19 protein-coding genes are annotated in these 22,812 nt (G+C 44.9%); 12 read left to right on the top strand and 7 right to left on the bottom strand.

The annotated features are described in order from the left end of the window. Positions 1-14: 14 nt before the first annotated feature. The 5 genes from V3V99_06435 to sat all read right to left on the bottom strand — a co-directional run bounded on the left by V3V99_06435 (position 15) and on the right by sat (position 5,157). Positions 15-1,085, bottom strand: coding sequence for a YkgJ family cysteine cluster protein (locus tag V3V99_06435; protein MEE9442289.1), 1,071 nt, complete (start codon positions 1,083-1,085; stop codon positions 15-17). A gap of 3 nt (positions 1,086-1,088) precedes the next feature. Then, entirely contained in the window at positions 1,089-1,361 is a 273-nt protein-coding gene (locus V3V99_06440; protein ID MEE9442290.1) for an ogr/Delta-like zinc finger family protein, read from the bottom strand. Positions 1,362-1,474: 113 nt separating this feature from the next. Continuing rightward, positions 1,475-3,406 carry an adenylyl-sulfate reductase subunit alpha gene (aprA, locus tag V3V99_06445; GenBank protein ID MEE9442291.1) on the bottom strand — a complete coding sequence of 644 codons (1,932 nt, stop codon included), beginning with the start codon at positions 3,404-3,406 and terminating at the stop codon, positions 1,475-1,477. Between the two features lie 20 nt (positions 3,407-3,426). Next, positions 3,427-3,867 carry an adenylyl-sulfate reductase subunit beta gene (aprB, locus tag V3V99_06450; protein ID MEE9442292.1) on the bottom strand — a complete coding sequence of 147 codons (441 nt, stop codon included), beginning with the start codon at positions 3,865-3,867 and terminating at the stop codon, positions 3,427-3,429. Between the two features lie 60 nt (positions 3,868-3,927). Continuing rightward, complete coding sequence (gene sat / locus V3V99_06455; protein MEE9442293.1) at positions 3,928-5,157, bottom strand: sulfate adenylyltransferase; 1,230 nt, start codon at positions 5,155-5,157, stop codon at positions 3,928-3,930. A 738-nt stretch (positions 5,158-5,895) separates the two neighbouring features. On the opposite strand from sat, the gene qmoC reads away from it, so the two are divergent. The 4 genes from qmoC (at position 5,896) to V3V99_06475 (ending at position 10,621) form a co-directional block, all read left to right on the top strand. Further along, positions 5,896-7,125: a quinone-interacting membrane-bound oxidoreductase complex subunit QmoC gene (gene qmoC, locus V3V99_06460; protein MEE9442294.1), complete on the top strand. Its 1,230-nt coding sequence runs from the start codon at positions 5,896-5,898 to the stop codon at positions 7,123-7,125. A gap of 130 nt (positions 7,126-7,255) precedes the next feature. Then, on the top strand, positions 7,256-8,584 hold the full coding sequence (locus V3V99_06465; GenBank protein MEE9442295.1) for a putative sulfate exporter family transporter: 1,329 nt from the start codon (positions 7,256-7,258) through the stop codon (positions 8,582-8,584). A 22-nt stretch (positions 8,585-8,606) separates the two neighbouring features. Then, positions 8,607-8,852 carry a hypothetical protein gene (locus V3V99_06470; protein ID MEE9442296.1) on the top strand — a complete coding sequence of 82 codons (246 nt, stop codon included), beginning with the start codon at positions 8,607-8,609 and terminating at the stop codon, positions 8,850-8,852. 344 nt (positions 8,853-9,196) lie between these two features. Next, positions 9,197-10,621 (top strand): aldehyde dehydrogenase family protein, encoded by a 1,425-nt coding sequence (locus V3V99_06475; protein ID MEE9442297.1) that lies wholly within the window; start codon positions 9,197-9,199, stop codon positions 10,619-10,621. 50 nt (positions 10,622-10,671) lie between these two features. Here V3V99_06475 and V3V99_06480 read toward each other — a convergent pair whose 3' ends face one another. Together V3V99_06480 and V3V99_06485 are read right to left on the bottom strand one after the other, a co-directional pair. Continuing rightward, positions 10,672-12,714, bottom strand: coding sequence for a hypothetical protein (locus tag V3V99_06480; GenBank protein ID MEE9442298.1), 2,043 nt, complete (start codon positions 12,712-12,714; stop codon positions 10,672-10,674). 68 nt (positions 12,715-12,782) lie between these two features. After that, complete coding sequence (locus tag V3V99_06485; protein MEE9442299.1) at positions 12,783-14,834, bottom strand: hypothetical protein; 2,052 nt, start codon at positions 14,832-14,834, stop codon at positions 12,783-12,785. A gap of 64 nt (positions 14,835-14,898) precedes the next feature. On the opposite strand from V3V99_06485, the gene V3V99_06490 reads away from it, so the two are divergent. The 8 genes from V3V99_06490 (at position 14,899) to V3V99_06525 (ending at position 22,736) form a co-directional block, all read left to right on the top strand. After that, a complete protein-coding gene (locus V3V99_06490) occupies positions 14,899-15,636 on the top strand; it encodes an FAD-binding oxidoreductase (protein ID MEE9442300.1) in 738 nt (245 codons plus the stop codon). 98 nt (positions 15,637-15,734) lie between these two features. Next, on the top strand, positions 15,735-16,598 hold the full coding sequence (locus V3V99_06495; GenBank protein MEE9442301.1) for a hypothetical protein: 864 nt from the start codon (positions 15,735-15,737) through the stop codon (positions 16,596-16,598). Continuing rightward, entirely contained in the window at positions 16,598-17,848 is a 1,251-nt protein-coding gene (locus tag V3V99_06500; protein MEE9442302.1) for a hypothetical protein, read from the top strand. Before V3V99_06495 ends, V3V99_06500 begins: the two co-directional genes overlap by 1 nt. Positions 17,849-17,885: 37 nt before the next feature. Then, a complete protein-coding gene (locus V3V99_06505; protein MEE9442303.1) occupies positions 17,886-18,857 on the top strand; it encodes a squalene/phytoene synthase family protein in 972 nt (323 codons plus the stop codon). Positions 18,858-19,021: 164 nt separating this feature from the next. Continuing rightward, positions 19,022-19,555 (top strand): tetratricopeptide repeat protein, encoded by a 534-nt coding sequence (locus V3V99_06510; GenBank protein ID MEE9442304.1) that lies wholly within the window; start codon positions 19,022-19,024, stop codon positions 19,553-19,555. 122 nt (positions 19,556-19,677) lie between these two features. Continuing rightward, positions 19,678-20,100, top strand: coding sequence for a GNAT family N-acetyltransferase (locus tag V3V99_06515; GenBank protein ID MEE9442305.1), 423 nt, complete (start codon positions 19,678-19,680; stop codon positions 20,098-20,100). Positions 20,101-20,154: 54 nt separating this feature from the next. Then, a complete protein-coding gene (locus tag V3V99_06520) occupies positions 20,155-21,648 on the top strand; it encodes a cytochrome ubiquinol oxidase subunit I (GenBank protein MEE9442306.1) in 1,494 nt (497 codons plus the stop codon). Next, positions 21,645-22,736: a hypothetical protein gene (locus tag V3V99_06525; protein ID MEE9442307.1), complete on the top strand. Its 1,092-nt coding sequence runs from the start codon at positions 21,645-21,647 to the stop codon at positions 22,734-22,736. The genes V3V99_06520 and V3V99_06525 overlap by 4 nt, the downstream gene beginning before the upstream one ends. Positions 22,737-22,812: the final 76 nt, after the last annotated feature.

Genomic DNA, 22,812 nt, shown 5'->3' on the forward strand with positions numbered 1-22,812 from the left:
CGGCGCAGTTTATGCTATTTCAGCTGATTCTCAAGCAAGCTGACATGGGCCAAAGCGGCATCTTTTTTTACACCTCGCTTGATCAATTCATCAATAATATTTTTCTTCGGCATTCCATCCGCGAATAGTCTCGTGACATGAATTGAAAGTTCTACCGGTGATGTCACGCCTTCGACAAATTTCCAATTGGTGTTATTGGCAATGGCTTTTTGTTCCTCAGAGAACCCGCCAAACGCCGCCCGCCATTTGGGAACCGGGACGATGTCATTCATATCGGAAGCCATTTTCTTTTTGCTGACTTCCAGCGCTTGTGATTTGATTTTCATCGTCTGTTCGCCAAAAATAGCGAATTTAATCCAGTCAAACGCGAATTTCAAAAGTTTAATATCGTCTGACTTAAGCTGCTCAACCAACTCATTTTCGATTTCAATTTTATCTAAAAAACTGCTCTTGAAGACAAAATCCCGGAACTTATCAATATTATAGCAGGCTGTGAAAAACATCTCCATCCGCTTGGGATCGATGTGATTCCCTTTTTCAAAGAAATCGCTGAGACTTATTTCTTTGAACCAGTTTCCATATTCATTGTATTCTTCAATACCCTGGTCGGCCAGCCATTCACCGACGGTGATAGTATTATCTTCGTTGTGACCTTTGCAGGTCTCCTCCTTAAGCAGAAAAAAGAAGTCTCTCTCATTGTCCGTCTGGTCGGCTTTGGGCGATGCCAATCCCAAAGGATACATGCGGCATGGCCAGGGGCGATCTTCGTAAACCGTACATCCCTGCTCAGCGACAAACGGACACGATTTCTTCTCATTGTCCTCCATTTTGAGAAGCAGTACCGGGTATTTAGCGTTCTCGTCAAACGGAGAAATTGTATAGCGTGAAAGAAATTCACCCGAGGTTATCCCTAGGCGATTTTTAAGACGAATAATATCATAAGAAGTCAGAAAGATATTCACGTCCCCGCAACAATCATTAAAACAGGGAACATCCTTATGACATTTAAAGCAAAATTCGCTTTTCTCATCCATACGCGGATAGTCTTCGAGTATCGCTTTCTTGAGATTTTCAATTTCCCGCATTATCTATTCTCCATCTTCAACAATGGCGTCTTTATGGGCATCGGGCGACCAGACCGGCAGCGGACCTTTCTGACCGGTGACGGGATCGTAACGATGACGATAGGAGGCATATTGATTATATTCTGTCCTCATTCGTTCCCAGCCTCTAACATAATATCCGCACTCGTCATTGAAACAGACGTATTGCGGGTGATCACCCCAGGTTGATTGCTCCGGGGGAGCCCATTTTTTCATCGGTTGACCGCAATGCGGACAATTTGTATCTTTGTTTTCCATAATCCCAATATACTCAAAAAATCCGGTTTAGATTACAAATAAAATCCTCCGGGCCTGGGCCCGGAGGATTAATTGTCGCGTATCGTGCCGAAATTAAACTATCCAACTTCGACCTAAGCCGACGCCATGGTTGCCTCTTCATGTTCAATAGCTTCAGGATAAACATGGAGCATCGGGCGCTTGATCATTTCCCAATCGCCTGATTCGGGATTCCAGCGGCAGTTGGCAAAGCTGTGCCAATTCTCGTCATCCAGTGCCGGGAAGTCTGAGCGACGATAGTAACCCGGCCAACGAGTCTCTTCACGGAAGAGAATAGTTCTGGTATGAGCTTCAGCCTGCCACATACGTTGGACGTTTTCCCAGACACGAAGCAGTTCGTGCAGGTCTTCAGCCGCCAGCTTCTCAGAGTCTTCTCTCAAGAAGGTGAGAAGATCAAGGGCTCTATCCAAACAGGCTTTATTGGTCGTAAACTGAGCCGAGACACCGCCGACATACTCATCCATAATCTTCTGAAGACGGAACATAAACATCTTCGGACGGATGTAGTTGGGATTGATGTTCGGGTCAGTCGTTTTGTCTTTGTTAGCCTCAAAGATTTCGAGAGGTTTGAGGGCCAAAGCCTTATACTCATCGACTTTTCCCTGGTTGGCGTTAGGCTGGTCATTGTTTTCAACGATAAACTTGATGGCTGCCTTACCACTGATACGACCTTCAGCATGTGAACCGGAGGAGAATTTGTGCGACGAGGCGCCCGAGGCGTCACCGGCGCAGAACAAACCCTTGACAGTCGACATGTTGGAGTATCCCCAGAAGTATTCACCTTTGGTTTCGTCATTCTGGAGATCATCCGGACCGGAAACCCAAGCGCCGGAAGCGCCGGAATGAGAACCAATGAAGTACGGCTCGGCCGCGGCGATTTCGGAGGGCTGCTTGTCAGGCTCGATGTTGCTGGCCGCCCACAGGATAGCCTGTGAGATGGTCATATCCAGAAAGTCTTCCCAGGCTTCGGCTTCGAGTTCTTTAAGTTTCTTCTTGGCGGTTTTTTCGTCGCCGGCCTCAGACACGATCCTTTGAATCGCTTCGTCAGTACGCATAAAGATAGGGCCTTTGCCTTCCATGACGTCAAGCATACCGAGCCAGTTACGTAAATTCGCCGGAATCGGTTTTACCAAACCATACGGTTTCCACTTTTCGAGTTCATCGCGGCGTTCGATCATATAGTTACCGCCCATGGCATTAGTCGCAGCTGCTTTGAAGAGCAGGAACCAGGCGCCAACCGGACCATAAGCGTCTTTGAAACGAACCGGGATAAACCGGATTTCCTGAGAGGTTAACTCAGCGCCGGCACGCGCGGTGAAATATAACGAGGAACCGGAGTTCCACGGAGGATACCAGGCACGGCCAAGGCCTTCACCGGTACTGCGTGGTTTGAATACATGAACGGCGCCACCCATGGCACAGATAGTGGCTTTGGCACGGAAGACATAGTATTTGTTTTCACGAGTGCTGAAACCAACTGCGCCGGCAATGCGATCGCCGTCCATCAGCGGTTCGGTAATGAAAATACGTTCAAAATATTCACCGTCATTTTCGGTCAAAGCATTTTTGGCCGCTTCAGCGACGATAACTTTGTAGGATTCACCGTTGATCATAAGCTGCCAACGACCTTCATGAACGAATTTGCCGTTTTCATCGGTCCAGATTGGCAAACCCCATTTTTCAAAAAGGTGTACGGTTGAATCAACGTGACGAGCAATATTGGCGACCAGGTCTTCACGAATGATGCCCATAAGGTCCATGCGGACATAATCGACATAATCCTTAACCGTGTTTTCACCATCGGTCAAACCAACATACTGGTTCAGGGCCGAAAGACCCATGGCAACGGCGCCGGAGCGGTCAATCGCAGCTTTATCGACTAAAGTTACCTTAAGACCGTTCTTTTTGGCCCAGTAGGAAGCCTCAACTGCCGCGCCGCAAGCTGCCATACCACCACCGAGAATCAGAAGATCTGTGGTGACTTCAACAGTTTCGAAATTTTGCATTCTCTTAATACCTCCAGATTTTACTTAAGAGTGTACACTTCAGATAATCTGAGCGCTTCAGGCTCTTGAGCCAGGGTTTGATCGTTTAAATTATCATGAGCGGTAGCATAACCGCCAGTCGGCTTTGCTTTACCTTCTTCAGTTGTCCGAATGGGGAATTTGAACCGTTTCAACATGTTGTTACGGAATTTCACCGTCCACATGATGCTGTCGGTGCTCCGCATCGGCGTAACCATCGCACCCATCGGTACGAAATCGGCATAACCGCGCACTTCGACCGCCTGGGTCGGGCAAATCTTGACGCAGCTATAGCACTCCCAGCACATTTCCGGTTCCTGGTTAAAGGCTTTCATTTTTTCCTTATCCAGGACCATCAAATCGTTGGGGCAAATATACTGACAAGCGGTCTTGTCCAGCGCCTTGCACCCGTCGCATTTTTCGGGAATTACAAAACTTGGCATATATCCCTCCTAATTGGAAGTTTCCCGTTTGTTTATGGTTTTTGCTTCTTCTTTTGTCATTTATTTCTTTGTCTTAGCATTGCCGGTAGCATGGCCATGCATCTTGACTTCAACCTTATCTTCTTCTTTCAATCCGCCGTAATAATCCCGAAGAATTCCCAAAACTTCACTGCGGGAAAATTCCGCCGGGACATCGCCGCCCTCGGAGAGAGACTTACGCAGCGCGGTACCCGACAAGAAGAGACGATCATCTTTACCGTGCGGGCAAGTCTTCATGGAAGCCATGCCGCCGCATTTGTAACACCAGAATGTCCAGTCAATCGGCAGCATCTTGCATTCCAGAGCGCCGTCCCAAAGTTTGAAGAAAATTTCCTGGGCATCGAAAGGACCATAATAATCGCCCACTCCGGCATGGTCGCGGCCGATAATCATGTGTGAGCAGCCAAAATTCTGACGGAAAACAGCGTGCAACAGTCCTTCGCGAGGACCGGCATAACGCATGTCCAGGGGATAACCGCCGGTTACGACGCGACCCTTGTCAAAATAATTTTCAACCAGGGTATTGATGCAGTTAACGCGAACTTCAGCCGGAATATCACCCGGTTTTAATTTGCCGACCAATTGATGAATATACAGACCGTCTGACACCTCAATGGCGATCTTGGCCAGATACTCATGCGAACGGTGCATCGGATTACGAAGCTGCAAAGCCGCGATAGTCTTCCAGCCCTTTTCTTCAAAGCTTTTTCGGCTTTCCGCGGGACGCTGATAAATGCCCTTGAATTCTTCAGGGAAGTAACTTTCGGATAAAACCCTGACCGGCCCGGCCAGATTCCACTCCTTTTGATCCATCACCATCTTGACTCCGGGATGCTCAGGATCAGTCGTGGTGTAAACGTGTTTGCATTCAAATTCTTTGTCGATTTTATAACACTCTTCCACCTTCATCGTACCCATGATTTCATTTGTCTCGCCGGAAATCAAACAAATATCGGTACCCGGTTCGATTTCTTCGTCATGCGAAAGAGTAACCGGAATCGGCCAAAAGATGCCGTTCGACATTTTCATATTCTGGCAAACGCCCTTCCAGTCAGCTTCGTTCATGAAGCCTTCCAGAGGTGTAAATCCGCCGATACCTAAGAAAATCAAATCGCCGGTTTCTCGACTGGACATAACGACCTTGGGCAGAGTCTTCGCCCGCTTCAGTTCTTCTTCTTTCTCCTTACCTTCAAGAAGCAAAATCTTTAACTCGTCGCTCCCATGAGGAGATATTAAATTGGATTTTGCCATTTCTGACCTATCCTTTTTTAAAAGTTATAAAACGCCATATTTATCTATTTATTATCGGTAAGAATGTGATACTTTTCACAAACATAACCGCACTAAAATACATTCGCCGACATTTTTTGCTATCAAATATGTGACTTTTTTCACAAGCTGGGCAAAAAAAAATGAATTTACCCTCCTACAAACACCACTTCTTTACACTGAGAATGTACATATTTTCACAAGCGATGTCAAGCGAAAATGAAGTTTTTTCTCTATTTTAAATTACCTGTATTTTTTAGAAATAGTCTGCAATAAAACCGTAAATATCAATCAGATTGCGAATTGTTTAAGGATTGCGCAGGTTGAAAACCGGCTTAAGAACCTCTGGATATGATATACAGATCACTAAGTCTTATTATTGTAGTGATATATAACGACTTACAAGGGCAGGGCGGATAAATTTCCCAATTTGATTTAATAGAGAACAAAATAGATTCTGTATTCCTTGATTTGTGGGTTAATTATCTTGTCGTTGCTTTTGTTTTGCACGGTGATGCCGACAATACATACAGGATAAAAATTGTATGAATTGTTCCGATAAATTAATCCAGGAAAGCCTAAAGATTATACGGTCCTTGTGAAATAAATAACAAATTGCTTGACAGCGCGGAGGAACCTGTCTATTTTTATAGTTGATAAATATATCTGGCCTGTGTATATAAATGCTTCTGAATAGATCAGAAAGCAAGGAGTGAAATTATGGCTGAACCTCGCCTGATTAATCCCGATTTGCAATTTATTCGAGAGATAAAGAAAAACGGCGGTGAGTCGGTAAAAAAGTGTTTTCAATGCGCTACATGTTCGGTAGTCTGTAACCTTTCTCCCGACGATAATCCGTATCCTCGTAAGGAAATGATTCTGACTCAGTGGGGTCAAACCGATGAACTTATTAAAGATCCCGATATTTGGTTATGCTACCAATGCAATGACTGCGGGATTCACTGTCCTCGCGACGCTAAACCCGGAGATGTCCTGGCCGCGATTCGCTCATTTATATACAAACGTTTCGCTTTTCCCTCGTTTATGGGCAAAGCTCTGGCGAACCCCCGGGCTCTTCCGGCGTTATTTTTATTCCCCGTCTTGATTCTCATTTTCTGCATTTATGTATCCGCGCCCCGTCTGGACAATGGCGATTTCGCATTCGTTTCCAGCGAAATAGTAGATTTCAATCTGTTTCTTCCGCACAGTACCGTTGACGCTCTCTTTGTTTTGGGAAATATTTTAATCTTTGCCTTTGCCTCAATCGGTTTTTCCCGATTCTGGAAAGCTCTCAAATCACGAAGCGATACAGTCAAAGTGCCGTTTATAAAAGCGCTCTGGACAACTATTACCGAAGTGATTACTCATTCCCGTTTCAAGGAATGTGAAGCCAACAAAGACCGCGCCACGGCGCATATTCTTCTATTGGCCGGATTTGCCGGAGCTATGGTTACGACCGGTATGGTATTTGTATTTATATTCATTCCGCACTACTTGAATATGCTGGGTTTGGAATCGCTCCATTCGTTTTTTGAATTGCCTCTTGAATTGCCTCATCCTGTGAAATTTCTTGGGGTTGCCAGTGGTTTGTTGCTATTTTTGGGAGGCGGTATCATGATTTTCCGCCGCTGGGCCGACAAAGAATCGGTCGGTGCGAGCGGTTACGCCGATCAATTGTTCTTATACATTATCTTTTTGACTGGCTTTACCGGCATGACTTCATGGCTTATCAGAGTGATGGGCACCGGAGAGCTGGCTTATCTCAGCTATTTCTTCCATATTGTCTTTGTGTACATGCTCCTCTGGTATATGCCTTATTCCAAATTCGCGCACATGTTTTACCGGACCCTGGCGTTGACTTACGCTGCCATGATAGGACGCGAACCGCGAAACGTTAAAGCCCCGGAACAGGCACCGGAACCTGTCGCGGTCGCCGAGAAGGCGGCCTGAATATAGCTTAACAAGGCGGTCGCATGACCGCCTTGTTTTATATACATTTAAGCGACTAATCGCTTTAACTTGAGATTTAATAAAAATAGTTTTTCATAAGTTTATTGTTTTTCAAGCAGGGGTCAATTGTATGAACAAAGGTTGGGATGATGTTTGGAAGAATGAAGACTGGTGGGCGGTCTGGATCGGTTTTGCCATAATCATTGCCGCGCTTCTGCGCTGGATCCCAGATATTCCCAAAATAGGTAAATGGTCGACGAGTCCGCTCGACGCTTTCGCGATTATTAAAGACGGAACCGTCATCGGCAATAACATCCTGCCGCTTTTGGCTCTGATGATCGGTATGGGGATACTAACGGCGGTAGCGATCGCGGTCATGAAAAATCAGCCGGTCGGGAAATATGTTGCCGGATTTATAGTTATTTTCCTGCTCGCTTGTCTTGCTTATTGGGTCGCCAATCAAACCAATATTAAATACTGGGGACTCAGTTACGCCATGTGGGGGCTTCTAATCGGGCTTTTAATATCCAATACAATCGGCGCTCCATCATGGCTCTTAGCGGGTGCGCAAACGGAATTGTTTATTAAAACCGGTCTGGTATTGATGGGCGCCGAAATCCTCTTCAAAAAAATCCTTGTCCTGGGGCCTCCGGGACTAATGGTTGCCTGGATCGTCACGCCCATCGTTGTCGTGTTCATGTATTTATTCGGAGTTCGAGTTCTGAAAATGAAAAATAAGGCCCTGGCGATTATTATCGCCGCCGCTACTTCAGTTTGCGGAGTATCGGCCGCCATCGCCACCGCCGCCGCCTGCCGGGCCAAAAAAGAAGATTTGACTCTGGCCGTTGGTATGACGCTCATCTTTACTGTCCTGATGATGATATTTATGCCGATTGCCATAAAAGCAATTGGTATGAACGCCGTCCTGGGCGGAGCCTGGATGGGCGGGACAATCGATGCCACCGGAGCGGTTGTCGCCGCCGGATCGATGCTCGGTCCCGACGCCGAAAAAGTCGCCGCCGTCGTCAAGATGATCCAAAATGTTTTAATTGGAATTTTGGCTTTCTGTGTGGCCCTGTTCTGGTGTTACAGTGTTGAACGAGAACCGGGCGGAGCCCGTCCCAATCCGATGGAAATATGGAACCGTTTCCCGAAATTCGTTATCGGGTTTATCGGCGCCTCGGTAATATTTTCTTTTATAGTTGTTCCGGCGATGGGCGGTGATTTCAAACTGGTCGAGGCCGAATTTATAAAACCGATTACCAAAACCATGCGCGGATGGTTTTTCTGCATGGCCTTTGTTGCTATCGGTCTCGAATCAAATTTCAAAAATCTGGCCAGCCGCATGGATGGTGGCAAACCAATGACGCTTTATGCCGTGGGCCAGTCATTCAATTTGATTTTGACCCTGGCGGTAGCATTTCTGGCGTTTATGATAATGTTCCCGGATGCTATCTGATAGAGAGCGTTAATTATTGATTATGAAATGGATTAAATTTACAGCAGGACTTCTAATGATAGGGGGCGCGGCGGCGTTTTTCGCCTCGGGATATACTCCTCCCGGCATCTGTGGCGAAGTCGTTCGCCACAATCAGCAAAACGATATTGACGCCTCACCCTTTTTCTATGGAGATGTTGAGAATTTTTCGGAAATTTTGACCGAAGCGGAACAAATGTACCTCCTCAAACGATTACAGAATGAAAAGAAATCAGATACGGGCAATTAAAAATATGGGAGGTCAAAAATATCCACGAAAGAATTACAGCATAGCATCATCGACAATTCGGATTACTGTAAAATATTTCAAGTTTTGTTCGCAAATCGCCTATTGAAATTATGGCGACTCTGTCGTACCGGAATTGTTCCGCAAGATTGACATTTATATGAATCAATTCCGGAACAAATTAACAAAAAAAACATTTTCCTATATACATATCGTATTATAGATTAGAAAATGCAATTGAGGCTCTGTGAGGGATTTATTAATGAATGCTTCTGAAATATTTGTCAATTGACTGAAAAACCGGGCAAAATCGTCTGCCCGATATAATAAAGCGCAGGAGGCGTATTATGGCCAAATCATATAAAATGTATTTAGCGGGAAAGTGGGTTTCATCCAAAAATAAAATCAGAGTCGAATCGCCGTATGATGACAGTCATGTCGGCACTGTCGCGGCGGCATCGGAAAAAGATTACACGCGGGCGATTGACGTGGCCCGGAAGGCATTCGAGACAACTCGCAATCTTCCCTGCTATGTTCGGGAACGAATTTGCCAGGACATCGCCGACGGGATTTTGAAAAATAAAGAAAAGCTGGCCCGGACGATGACGATGGAGATGGGCAAGACGATTCGTGACGCGCGGGCTGAAGTTGACAGAGCGGCCAATTGTTTTCATGTCGCGGCCGAAGAAGCCAAACGGGTCGGCGGTGAAATTATGGATTTGGATTGGGTGCCGGGTTCCGAGGAGAGAATCGGACTTGTCAGGCGGTTTCCGGTCGGAGTCGTCGCCGGGATATCACCGTTTAATTTCCCTCTGAATTTAGTGGCGCATAAAATCGCCCCGGCGATAGCGTCAGGATGCCCGATTGTTTTAAAACCGGCCTCAAAAACCCCGATTGCAGCTTTAATGCTGGCCGAGATAATCGACAAGACAGAGCTTCCCAAAGGAGCTTTGTCGATTCTTCCCGGTTCGTCGAGAGAATCATCGCCATTAATCAAAGACCCCCGAGTGAAAGTGATAACCTTTACCGGATCGTCTCCGGTGGGTTGGTGGATTAAAGATAATTCCGGGGATAAACGAACGGTTCTGGAACTGGGCGGCAACGCCGGGGTAGCGGTGGCTGACGACGCCGATGTCGATTTCGCGGTAACCAGATTAATTTATGGAGCCTTTGGACAAGCGGGTCAAAGCTGCATTTCGGTTCAAAGAATTTTTGTTCATGAAAAGGTTTACAATAAGTTCATCCGCAAATTCCGAGCGGCGATAAAAAAGATACGGATGGGTAATCCGTTGAACGAAAAAACCGATGTCGGCCCGATGGTTGATATTGAGTCGGCTAAACGTACTGAAAAATGGATCAACGAAGCGGTCGCGGGCGGAGCAAAACTTTTGGCGGGAGGCAAAAGGCGGAAACGGATGATGCAACCGACTCTGTTGGGTAATGTTAAAATGTCGATGAATGTCTGCTCGCAAGAAGCCTTCGCTCCGTTGGCGGTGGTATTTAAGTACCGCAACTTTAAAACAATGATAAATCAGGTAAACAACTCAGAGTTTGGGTTGCAGGCAGGTTTATTCACGCAACGGATTAAAGATATTTTTTATGCCTTCAAATATATCGAAGCCGGAGGCGTAATCATAAACGATATTCCCACCTATCGGGTTGATCATATGCCTTATGGCGGCGTTAAGAAATCGGGCATGGGACGCGAGGGTATCAAGTACGGCATTGAGGACATGACTGAAATGAAATTGCTGGGATTGAATTTGAAATAGAAGGCCATTCATAAATTTTATAAAAAAGCGTGGAATATTTCCGCGCTTTTTTATTTTTGGAGATTTTTGATTTCTGCAATCATGCGCAGGATATTGTTTTGCATTGCTTCATCCTCAAGCCGGGCGACATATATTTCAAGCTCATGTATGGCGCTGTCATAATCGCCTTTGGCACGATATATTACTCCGGCGGCCAAATAATTTTCGGAACTGTCGGGATAGTTACTTTTGAGAGTGTCGATATAAGCAATCGCCGAATCAAAGGCGCGCTCATTCGCGAACGATTGCGACATTAACATCAGGTTGGAATACTCATGGGGATTTAATTTTTGCGCCCGGCGAAAACCTTCCCACATTTCGGAGTCGTTATTCATGCGACGGTAAATAGTTGCCATACTGGTGTAAGCACGGGATTCATAGGGCGATAATTCGGCCGCAATTTTGATCATCGCCAGGGCCGAATCATATTTGCCAAGTTTTATATAAATTTGGGAATGGATGTTATAACCATCGGCTGAATAAGGATCACGATTGTAAATCGAATCGGCGTAGGCGGACGCTTTTGTTATTTGTCCGGCGTTTAACCATCCCCGAGCGATATTGGCCCAGTTGGTTTGGGGGAATAACCTGGCCGTCTCCTCATTAATTTTATCCGCTTGATATTTATAACCGTTATTTGAAAGATAATCTCTAAGCATGACTCTGCCCGACCAGCTTTTTGATTGATCAAGCTCCAAAAGCGACTGCATATATGCCAGTGACGGCTCTTTTTTCAGGTTAGTCGCCAAATAAGGGAGGGTTACCACGAAAGACGCGACTATAAAAACAGGATAAAGATATTTCAGTCCGCCCGATTGAATATATATTCGCGTCAGAAGCAATGTTGGTCCCAGAGCGGCCAGGGCGAACAAATCCCAGTCGCGGGCCATGCCCAAACGGGGGTCGATTAACAAAACGAATATCATACCCCCCGCCGAAAATAGAAGAAAAAATCTGTTAATGGCATCGTTCAGTAATAACCGGCGAGATTTCCAAGCGAAAATTATCAAAACCGGCCAGAGAGGAACTGTCAGCAAGAACAAGTTTAATATATCAACAAAATGCTTGATTGAAATAATAGCGTAATCCGAAGTTATCGGTTTACCATGCCAGAGGGGAAGAATATGGGACCTGAACGCGATTGAAGAGTAGTATTGATGTATAAACAGGTAGATGAATATGCCAGACAGGAAAATTGATACCGCCCAAATAGTTTTTTTGTTTTTGCGATAATAGATTTGTCCCGATTCCCGTGAAAAGATTAAAACCGGAAATGATAATGCGAAGAAAACCATTTGTAAATGCAGATATATTCCCAACAGGATTAATATGGCTGGAATGAATATCCCGCACTTGCCTTTAATATATCGGATGGATGTTAATATATATGCCGCCGATAGCGGCCATAGAATCGGATAGTTTTCGGCGTATCCGAAAAATAATAAAATTGACCCCGAAAAGATCGCCGTGCCTGTTATTAACAGTCGCCCTTTGATATCTTCAGCCACTTCATACGCGATCAAAGAAACGAAATAGACAAAAACAGCTCCCGAGATAACAGATACAATCGCAAAGGCGTATTCACCGCGCGTTAGACCGTCATACGGAAGTAACAATGATACCCAATAGACGATGCGGACTACTCCCGATTCCGACCATTTGAAAACGACCGGCAGATCGCCTCCGATATTGTTGATGACCGAATAGCCATCTCCCAACAAATTCGTGGGCATACGCAAGAGCCAAAAAACAAGACCGGTTGACAATGATAATAGAAGCCAGGTCAGATAATATCGTTTGGATATCGAATTTAGTAGAAGGTCAAAGAACCTGACACCGATTCCGCGATATGAAATGAAAGCCACGGCGATTACGCATAAGCCTAACGCCAGATATATATAATTCCAGTAATCGGGAAGAAAGCGTATATGATTAAATCCCCAGGTGCGGGAATAGGGGAAATATGGCGCAATTAAACGTATCGCATAAATAAAAATCAGGAGACTTAACGCGCTGATATTATATATTTCAAATCGGGGCTTGCGTTTGTCCATTTCTCAAGATAATAAGTTACGCATAGTATTCGCCATCAATTTTTTATCTGGTTAAATTATCTTACCGTTTATTGCGTTATGGCGCGGTTAATGGACGCCAGGATTTCTTTGGCTCGGTTAGCCAGAGGATTAGCCGGATCAAGTCTCAAAAAGTTGGTTAGATATGATTCGGCCAGGGTTAGATTGCCGCTTCTCTGGGCACACAACCCCGCGGCAATATATCCGGCGGGGTTATTCACTTCGACCTCAATCATTTTTTGAGCGTAAACCAAAGCCGAGTCATAACGCCCCATACTGTAAAAACCGGAGGATAATCCCTCGGCGACTTTGAAAGACTTGGCGTCGCACTGCTGAGCCTTTCTTAAAACCATCATCATTTTCTCAAACTGTCCCAATTGATTATACGCCTGAGCCAGCCGAATCAGTGGGCGAGAATCATAACGGCCCAAATCAGCTGCCGTTTCCAAATCCTGAATCGCCCGGGCGTAATGCTCCTGTTTTATTAAAATAGATGCCCGGAGAAGAAAATTTTCTATTGAATATGGATCGAGTTTAAAAAGCGAATCTGATATAATTAATGCTTCGTCATAACGTCTCTGGTCTATTAACTCGTATGCAGTGGGGGCCAGAGTTGCCGCCGGATAATGGTCTCGTAAAATTACTTTTAAGCTGTCAACTACCGCTTTGTCCCCCTTTTCATCATACATTTTTATCAGATTAGTAACGCCCGTACGGCCTCGCTCCCGATCGAGACTAAGCAGAAATTTATAATTTTCGACAGCGCTGTCATAATTCATATTGACCGCCAGATATGGCATAATCATGGTAAGTGAAGCAATGATTATTACCGGGAAAAACCGGCTTAATATGCTATGCCTTTCGATAGCGATTTTCGCGACAAGAAGCAACGGCGCCAAACCGGCCAGAGCGAATAAATCCCAGTCGCGTCCCATCCCCAATCGCGGTTCGATAATGAACAAAAATGCGAATCCGCCTAACGATAAAAGAATCAGGAATTGATTTAAGCGATCAGTAAATAATTTTCTCCAGCGACCGAAACTCAGGATCAGCAGAACCGGAAATGCCGGCATTAACAAGAGCAATTGATTACCGATATCAAGCAGGTGATCGATAGAGAAAAGAGTGTACCCCGCTGTCGCGCCATGCCCGACAAATAAAGGCATAAGATAAATTTGTAATTCCAGTGATTGTTGATAGAATTTATAAAACAGAACGGCCGCACCGGCCATTCCAAGGACAATAATACTCAAAATTATTTTCTTGTGATTTTCATAAAGTCGGGCCGGTAAGCCTCGCGAGAATAAAAGCAAAATAAATGAGAAAATAAAAAACGCGATCTGGAGATGGAGAACCATTGATGCCGCCAGGAAAACAAACGGCACGATCAGGCTGTTTTTACCCCGCAGGTATCTAATTCCGAAATAAACATAGCCGGTTATAAAAGGCCAGAGGACAGGGTAATTTTCGGTATATCCAAAAAACAGTAAAGTCCATCCGGCAAATAATGTCAGACAGAAAATAAACAACCGTTGTGTGCGATCATTCCCCAGTTCATATGCCAGCGCGAATAGGAGAAAGATGGTAGCTCCACCGGAAAGAACTGAAATTACGCCATAAGCGTAAACCCCGGATTCGGCTCCGGCGACGGGAATTATTTTTGAGACAATCACGGCCATAAAAATCGAGCCAATCTCCGACCATTTGTAAATAACAGGTAGATCGTTTGAGATATTTGCCGTCACCGAAAAACTATCGCCCAGAAGATACACCGGCAATTTGAGGAACCAAAAAAATATAACGGCACACACCGCCGCGAAAAGCCACCGTTTGGGAAATGGCCTTTCCAAAAGCACGGCAGCGGCACTACCGAAAACTCGATTGCTTATCTGAGCCACAGGCCGGAAGAAAAGCGATAAAATAATTATCCCCAGAGCGGCGTATATCCACAAATAGACTGGGGGTAGGAATAATAGATGGTTTACACCCCAGACCCTGCCTTGAGGAATCAGATAGGGTAAAAAGCGTAGTCCCCACACCAATCCGGTTACCCCTGCGACTGATATGAGCACGGTATTTCGATAGCTACTTCCGTGTGTCATCGAGTCCGACTCATTCATTATTTGCTTGACCAGTGATATGACATCACATTATATATTATCAAGTATGAATAAGCAACTCGAAATCGAAATTTCCGGCGATTATCCGGATGGATTGACCTGGCAAAAGACGATTCCGACATTCCATCCCGAATCGGCCGAGCAGGTGGCGGATATTTTCCACCGCGCCAATGATGCCGAACAGACAATTTTTATTTCCGGTTTTGGCAACAATATTGACCCGGCTGGTGATAAATTCACTGATTTCCTGGTCTTCAAATCGGATCGGCTAAACGATATCATTGAGATTCACACTGCTGATTTCTACTTGACGGTTGGAGCCGGGTATCCATTAAAGGAAGTCAATAAAGAGCTGACTAAGAAAAATCTCTGGTTTCCATTTGGGGATACTCATTATCCGGGATCGTTCGGAGGCGCCCTCGCGGCCGGATTAGCTGCGGATGATGGCGCTCACACTATTCCATTTTCAAAGAGCCTGTTATCACTAACGGCGGTTTTGGCCGATGGTACGATTGTCCGACCCGGAGCCAAAACCTTCAAATCCGTTTCGGGGTATGATATATCGCGAATATTTTATAATAGCTGGGGGACGATGGGTTTTATAATAGAAATGTCATTTCGGATTTTACCGTTATCTCAAAAAGATAATCATCCACACCTGTCTATCTTTCATCCGGACTATGATGCTTTTAAGCGGGAGCTGTCCTCCGGCACCCCGCTGGCTCAGGACTGCCGAGCGCTAAAAGACGAATTTGATCCCAATAATATCCTGCCGATAATCTAATCCAAATCGATTTTGACTTGGTATATATAAATTGGTATTATGCGGTTGTCATGATGTCGAATATTGCCGATTGAGAAAGTAACGTAAAGAATTTGCAAATGACTAATATGTTGTTTTCATTTAACGCCTACCATAAACTAATAGAACTGATTTTAGAATCAGGTCGAGCGATTGTCGGAATTGAAAAGTTCCTGATTGATCGAGAAAATGGCAAACTGACTGAAAATCAATTAGTGGCAATCCGGCATGATGTCGATTATTCCCCGGTCAGAGCGCTCAAAATGGCCCGGATAGAAACCGCATATCAAATTAGAACGACCTACTATTTCCGCCGCCGGTTTTTCGATAATAATCTGGATGTCATCAAACAGATAGCCGAATTGGATCATGAAATCGGGTATCATTATGAAGACGTGGACACCCATAAGAAGGCCCCCAACAAACAAATCCTTCGAGATGCGCTTGGTTTTTTCATTGGTTATCTTTTGGACCTGGATAAACTTGGTTTTAATATCAAAACTATCTGCGCCCACGGTGATCCTCGAACGGATTTTGATAACAGGCAAGTTGTTTATCAGATGCGAAAAGAAGGTTGGCTCGATACACTGGCGTTTACTTATGATCGTGATTTAGTCGTAGAAAAAATAACGAATCGTTTGGTCGGTGACGCCTCGATTGACATTACCGGCGATGATGTCGATATTTATATTCCCGATACGGGACGATTCAATCCCCGGTATAATCTAAAAGATCATATCGATAATTGTCCCACGGTCGGATTGTCTAATTTAAATTCGCTAAAGGAATTAATGAATAACAAAGATTATCGAAGAATATATATGAATATGCATCCCGATCGGTGGTCGGATAATATGACGATCTGGCTGTATGATCTGGTACTCGATACCGGCAAAAATTTTATCAAGTTGTTGATAGGCGATAAAATTAAGGAAGGCGGTTGATGAGCGGCCGGGTACTGGTTCTCAATAGTTTCGTCAAGGGCTGGAATATATTAAAATCCCTGGCCCGAGACGGCTTTGAAGTGAACGCCGGAGATTATCGTTCGGGCGCGCCCGGGCTTTATTCGAATCGCATCAAAGATAAATCAAAAAATCTGGTTTATCCTAATCCCAAAATTGACGAAGAAGGTTTTGCTCAATCGGTTTTGGAGCATATCCAAAAGTATAAATTCGAAATTATCCTGCCGGTCAATGCTGCCGAAATGATGGCTCTGGCCAAACGAGCCGCGGATATCAGGGAGCGCAGTTTGTTTCCTTTCGAAAACTATTACAAATTGCTGCTATTGCATGATAAAAAATATTTTTTTGAAGTAATCGCCGGGATTCTGGACGACAATCTTCTTCCCCGGAGCTGGTCGATAGGCGATAAAACACCCCCAACTTCAGAGATTCTTGACAAAGCCGGTTTATTCGATGTGCCATATCAACCGATGCAGGATTATTCCACTCCTGAGAATTTTCTAAATACCGTACCCGGACTGGCATATCCGGTTGTAGTCAAGACAAGGCGGGCGACATCGGCGGTGGGCGTCTATCGGGTGCAAAATAAGAATGAGCTTTTCTCGGCCTGCCGGAAGCTGGGAGATGAAGATATAATTGTACAGGAAAACCTGGTTGGCCGGGGTGTTGGTATTTCATCTCTGCGCTGGAAGAATCCCGACATGATAACACATTTCGGACATAAACGAGTTCGTGAATATCCCATTTCGGGGGGAGCTTCGACCAGTCGCGAGCCGTGGGATATTGACAACCACCCCAACACCAAATCATTAAATAAGCTGCTTGAAAAACTGAATTGGCACGGCGTGGTTATGTTTGAATACAAAGAAAGCGCAAGTAAAGACGGCGCTTTGGAATATAAATTACTTGAGGCCAATCCTCGTTTCTGGGGTTCGGTGCCACTGGCAATCGCCAATGGAGTCGATTTTCCGGTGTTATTGTGTCGGGCTGCGACGGGAATGGAAATTCCCAAAATTATAAATAGAAAATCGGTGAGGGCCCGGATATTGTTTTCCGATTCGCTTTCGGCTTTGCAAAATATCATCAGAGGGCGTCGCGTTGGGTATCATCTCCAAGATTATTTTAATTTTCGAAATTTATATTTAGACGATATTGATTTTAGCGACATACCGGCAACAAGAAAAAACATCAGGCAAATGTTTTCCGAATTCTTCAAGCATGGCAGGAAATAATACGCGGGGAGTGGAAATCTCTCGTAATTAATAGAATATGAATCCGAACAAATACAATCTCAACCTGGCCCAAAAGGGCACGCCTCACCTGTTTTTGGCCGCCAATTTTCTAAAACCGGAACTGAAATTCCATGCCTTCCTGGCCGCCTACGCGGCAATGCGAATCATTGATGATCTCGTAGATGATTGGAAGACATCGGGCTATTTTGGATCGGGCCAATCTGACAATGTCCTGCGCGAAATTAAAAAATACTCGCGGATGTTTGGAAATAAGGAGTTTGATGGTTCTTCGCACCAGGGGAAGGAGTTGCATGAGCTGATGGAAAAGTGCAAAATTCCACAATGGCCATTTGTTGAATTGGCGCGGTCGATGGAATTTGACGTTTATCATAATCGTTTTGAATCAATGGATCAATTTTTGAATTACGCCGAAGGCGCCGCTGTCGCGCCCGGGGCGGTATTTATGCACTTGGCCGGATGCCGGTACATCGAGAAGGACAACGACCTGATAGCGCCATCCTTTGATATAAAACAGGCCGCCCGACCTTTAGCCTTGTTTTCGTACCTGGTACATATAATTCGAGATTTCAAAAAAGATTTTACGTTCGGTAAAGAACCATTAATTTATATTGATCGGGAAACGGCCCGGAAATTTAATCTTGGTAAAAATGATTATTCGGAAATAATTTCATCTAATATACAAAATGATAATTTCACTGAAATGATTGAGTGGTATATTGAAAAGATATCTGAATACCGTGATGAGGCAGAGAAAAAACTAAACGAAATCTCCAATGAGCTGCCCGATGATGGCCGCTTCTCCTTAAATTTTATACTCGATTTATATTTCGCGATTGTCAAAAAAATCCATTCAGGAAAATTCCAAATATTGAATGATGATCTCAATTTACAGCCGGGTGAAATTATCGAAACCGCGCGTCATACTTCCGAGAGATTAAAGATTTCGACCGCGCCAATCCTGGAAAAACTAACCGATCTCCTGAAATAGATTTGATCTTCTCAACTGCAATGCATTAATTATTAACCGGTTATTTGCGCAAATGTTGAACAGCGCCCTGGATGTTCTGCATTAAATTCATTTTCCCAATCAGATGTATCTCTAAATCGGCCGATAAATAAATAATATTGCGGTATTTGAATACGGAGGAAATCATGAAAAGATTATGCGTCATCTTAGCCGTTTTATTCTTTATAATTGGCTGTCAGAGCAAAACGGTAGTAATTAAATCCCGTCCGGTTGAAACCGAACAGGGCACAATCAAAAGAGGTCAGAAGATATCTTCGGATAATCATCTTATCCAGGGCAAAAAGTTTTATACCGCCGGAAAATATAAGCAGGCTTCCAAGCATTTTATCCGGGCCATTTCAAAAAACAAAGACAATTGGGAAGCGCATTATTATCTGGGATTGACTCTTCAAAAACAGGGGCGTTTCGATCAGGCCATTGGTTCATTCAAGTACTCTCAAAAGTACGCTCCCAAAGATAATCTTATTCGTTCCCGTATTTGCTATTCGCTGGCTTTGAGCTGGGAAAATGAGGGCTATTTTGCGCGCGCGGGCGAGCTTTATACCCAAGTGCTATCATTGAATCCTAAACACGCCAAAGCCAAGGCCGGTATTGAGCGTACAAAACTAAAATCCGCCAAAGCCAATAAGAAAAAGAAGAAAAATCCCAAAGCATTTTAGGCGTATATTTCCTTAGAAACCGGATAGCGCAAAAAGCATTATCCGGTTTTTTAAAGTTCGATTTGGCCTGATTCAGATTTATAATTGATTAATATTTATTGAGGGATATGCGGACTGTAAAAATGAATATCGAATTATTTTCTATCGATGATTATGATGAATTAATTTCGCTCTGGGAGAAATGCGGACTGCCTTATGACAGGGCCAACCGAGACAGTCGCGAAAAAATCGAACAACAAATCTATGATAACTATATTGTCACTTACCTCCTCCGGGATGATACCCGAAAACTTATCGGCTCAGTCATCGCTTCTTCCGATGGCCGTAAAGGTTGGATTAGTCGTTTGGCGGTTGACTCCGATTACCGGGGAAAACGTCTGGGTGAGAGGCTCCTGGAAAAAGCCGAAGAATCCTTGCGCGAAATGGGAGTTGAAATCTTCGCCGCTCTCATTGAGGATGTCAACTTCCCCTCGATGGCTCTGTTCCGCCGCTGCGGATATGAGGGGTGGGACAAAATCGTCTATTTCAGAAAACAATTGACTTAATTAATCCATGTTGCGAAATTGCGGGCGGGAGTTTCTTGACCTGTGAGGGATTTTATGCAATATGCAATATGGGAACCGTTTTTGGCCAATAGTATTCTGATAGCAGTCGTGGCCATTTTGCACGTGTTCGTGGCTCATTTCGCTATCGGGGGGGGGCTATACCTCGTCCTGGCGGAAATATGGGCGCGGCGTAAAAATGATGATGCGCACCTCGGGTATGTAAAAAAACATTCTAAGTTTTTTGCCCTGACAACTTTGGTTTTCGGCGCCGTTTCGGGCGTTGGAATCTGGGTCACGATCGGGCTGATTCATCCTAATGGTACCAAATGGCTGATAAATAATTTTGTCTGGGGCTGGGCAACCGAATGGATTTTCTTCTTTATCGAAATAACAGCCGCAATGATTTACTATTATGGATGGAAGCGATTGTCGGCCAAAACGCATATCGCCGTGGGCTGGATATATTTCATTGCCGCCTGGCTGTCGCTGGTGATCATTAATGGGATTCTAACCTTTATGCTCACCCCCGGAGAGTGGCTGACGACCGGCAATTTCTGGGACGGATTTTTCAACCCCGCATATTTCGCGGCGACTTTATTCAGGACCTGTATTTGTTTAATGCTGGCCGGATTATACGCGACGGTTTCGGTCGCCAAGGAGAAAAACCGTGACCTCAAAGTCAAAATCATGCGGCGTAACGGTTGGTTTATTATCATTCCGCTCCTTGTGTCAATTCCGTTCGGACTCTGGTATTACAATGTTCTTCCCCAATCGGTTACCGGGGCTTTTTTGCCCGGCATGGTGCCGACGATCGCTCTTCAAGTAATGATTTTCTCGGCGGGGTTGCTTCTGCTGCTTTCGGTCTTGAGCACTCTCGTCTTCCCCCGCCATACCGGATATGTTTCCGCATCAATTCTGATGCTTCTGGGACTAATGGCGATGGGAGGATTCGAATGGTCACGAGAAGCTGCTCGCAAGCCTTATATTATCTACGACTTCCTCTATAGCAATAATGTCTTGAAATCTGAAGAGGCAAATTTACCCTCTGAAAAACCGCTGCCCGTTAAATACCCTACCGGAAATCGCGGGCGAGACCTGTATTTGGCGGGATGTCGATCGTGTCATACGCTGGACGGATATAACTCTCTCGGTGAACAATTGGCGGGTGTGGAAACGGAACATATTGCCAATATTATTCCCCGTTTGCAGCATTTTATCGGAAAAATGCCTCCCTTCCCGGGTAATGAAAAAGATGCCGCCGATCTTGCGGAATTCCTGGCTTCACATACGTTTTCTGACCCCGTATCCACACGGATGGATTTGACGGAAGCGGAGAAAAACCAAATCGTTTTCGACCGGCGCTGCGGCGGGTGCCATACGCTTAACGGTTATCGTGAGATTGGGAGCACCTTCGCGGATTTGGATTATGAGGAATCGGAGGAATTGGTTCTGATGGTGCAGGACCTGACCGATGAAATGCCTCCCTTCGCAGGAGATGAAAATGAGTTGAAGATGCTGATCGCTCATTTGAGGGGAGGTGCACAATGATGAATTTACCGATTATAACAATTTTGACGTCGGGACCTTCGATGTCAATTCCCGGACCTTATTGGCTGTTTACGATTTTGCACTGGCTAACGTTTACACTTCACTTGATCGCAATGAATTTTCTTTTCGGCGGAATTCTATTGATTATCTTTGCCAAAAAATCTCCCGACCGGAAACTATTATTGCTCGACAAATTAAAAGCGTTTCCCACATCGCTGGCGGCAACGATTACCCTGGGAGTGGCTCCCCTTTTATTTTTGCAGGTGATCTACGGTAAATTCTTTTACTCGGCGACAATTATTTCCGGGTGGAACTGGTTTATGATCGTTCCGATTTTGATCGTGGTTTATTACTTGCTGTATATCGCGTCCCTGAAAAAGAATTTGCCAGACGGAAAAAGAATAACATTGATTTCGATTGCGGCAGTCGGGCTGGTGTATGTCTCCTATACGCTGACCATGATTTCGGATTTGGCTTCCAAACCTGAACTTTGGGCTGGATTATATCAGGCCTCGCCCGAAGGTCTAAGCCTCAATCCCAACTGGATTCAGACATTTTTCCGCTGGGGACATGCAGTAGCCGGAGCTATAACTGTCGCGGGAGTCATCATCCAGCTCTTTACGCTGTACTACAAAAAAGTCAAAGGTAATCTTGAGTTATTCGTTTATGGGCGCAGAATATTCATGATAGGCATGATCAAAGCCGCTATTTTGGCGACTATTTACCTGCTGGTCATCGACCGCGACATATTAATAAGATTTCTGTCGTCACCGGGATTGCACGTGCTCCTGACGGCTATCGTCGTTAATATCGTCGCGATAATTATAAATTACAGAGTGTCCGGCGTTGAAAAATGCCGCGGTATGATATTAACGACGGCCGGTTTGGTTTTTGTGGGAGTGTTTTTGATGGTTATGACAAGACACTTCCTGCGCCTCGTTTATCTTGATGGTGTTTTTGATCCGGCCCGTCTCGATATTCAGACTCAAATTGGACCATTGATTTTGTTCCTGGCCTGTTTTGTGCCCGGAGTAATTGTCACAATTTGGATGATTAAAAAGTATTTTTCCTCACCCCAACAAACTTAAGCACTCAGGTAAGTAAGCGGGAACTCACCCGAAGGAACTTCATCAGAGGATAGGTAACCGGACCGTAGCTTTACCT

The sequence above is a fragment of the Candidatus Zixiibacteriota bacterium genome, from assembly GCA_036480375.1.
Lineage (GTDB): Bacteria > Zixibacteria > MSB-5A5 > GN15 > JAAZOE01 > JAZGGI01.

What these genes read in the sequence shown, in the direction of transcription:
- V3V99_06480 (MEE9442298.1), bottom strand. Translation starts at nt 12,714, where the DNA reads ATGGACAAACGCAAGCCCCGATTTGAAATATATAATATCAGCGCGTTA.
- qmoC (MEE9442294.1), top strand. Translation starts at nt 5,896, where the DNA reads ATGGCTGAACCTCGCCTGATTAATCCCGATTTGCAATTTATTCGAGAG.
- V3V99_06520 (MEE9442306.1), top strand. Translation starts at nt 20,155, where the DNA reads ATGCAATATGCAATATGGGAACCGTTTTTGGCCAATAGTATTCTGATA.
- V3V99_06525 (MEE9442307.1), top strand. Translation starts at nt 21,645, where the DNA reads ATGATGAATTTACCGATTATAACAATTTTGACGTCGGGACCTTCGATG.
- V3V99_06485 (MEE9442299.1), bottom strand. Translation starts at nt 14,834, where the DNA reads ATGACACACGGAAGTAGCTATCGAAATACCGTGCTCATATCAGTCGCA.
- V3V99_06510 (MEE9442304.1), top strand. Translation starts at nt 19,022, where the DNA reads ATGAAAAGATTATGCGTCATCTTAGCCGTTTTATTCTTTATAATTGGC.
- sat (MEE9442293.1), bottom strand. Translation starts at nt 5,157, where the DNA reads ATGGCAAAATCCAATTTAATATCTCCTCATGGGAGCGACGAGTTAAAG.
- V3V99_06515 (MEE9442305.1), top strand. Translation starts at nt 19,678, where the DNA reads ATGAATATCGAATTATTTTCTATCGATGATTATGATGAATTAATTTCG.
- V3V99_06465 (MEE9442295.1), top strand. Translation starts at nt 7,256, where the DNA reads ATGAACAAAGGTTGGGATGATGTTTGGAAGAATGAAGACTGGTGGGCG.
- aprA (MEE9442291.1), bottom strand. Translation starts at nt 3,406, where the DNA reads ATGCAAAATTTCGAAACTGTTGAAGTCACCACAGATCTTCTGATTCTC.
- V3V99_06490 (MEE9442300.1), top strand. Translation starts at nt 14,899, where the DNA reads ATGAATAAGCAACTCGAAATCGAAATTTCCGGCGATTATCCGGATGGA.
- aprB (MEE9442292.1), bottom strand. Translation starts at nt 3,867, where the DNA reads ATGCCAAGTTTTGTAATTCCCGAAAAATGCGACGGGTGCAAGGCGCTG.
- V3V99_06440 (MEE9442290.1), bottom strand. Translation starts at nt 1,361, where the DNA reads ATGGAAAACAAAGATACAAATTGTCCGCATTGCGGTCAACCGATGAAA.
- V3V99_06495 (MEE9442301.1), top strand. Translation starts at nt 15,735, where the DNA reads ATGACTAATATGTTGTTTTCATTTAACGCCTACCATAAACTAATAGAA.
- V3V99_06505 (MEE9442303.1), top strand. Translation starts at nt 17,886, where the DNA reads ATGAATCCGAACAAATACAATCTCAACCTGGCCCAAAAGGGCACGCCT.
- V3V99_06470 (MEE9442296.1), top strand. Translation starts at nt 8,607, where the DNA reads ATGAAATGGATTAAATTTACAGCAGGACTTCTAATGATAGGGGGCGCG.
- V3V99_06475 (MEE9442297.1), top strand. Translation starts at nt 9,197, where the DNA reads ATGGCCAAATCATATAAAATGTATTTAGCGGGAAAGTGGGTTTCATCC.
- V3V99_06500 (MEE9442302.1), top strand. Translation starts at nt 16,598, where the DNA reads ATGAGCGGCCGGGTACTGGTTCTCAATAGTTTCGTCAAGGGCTGGAAT.
- V3V99_06435 (MEE9442289.1), bottom strand. Translation starts at nt 1,085, where the DNA reads ATGCGGGAAATTGAAAATCTCAAGAAAGCGATACTCGAAGACTATCCG.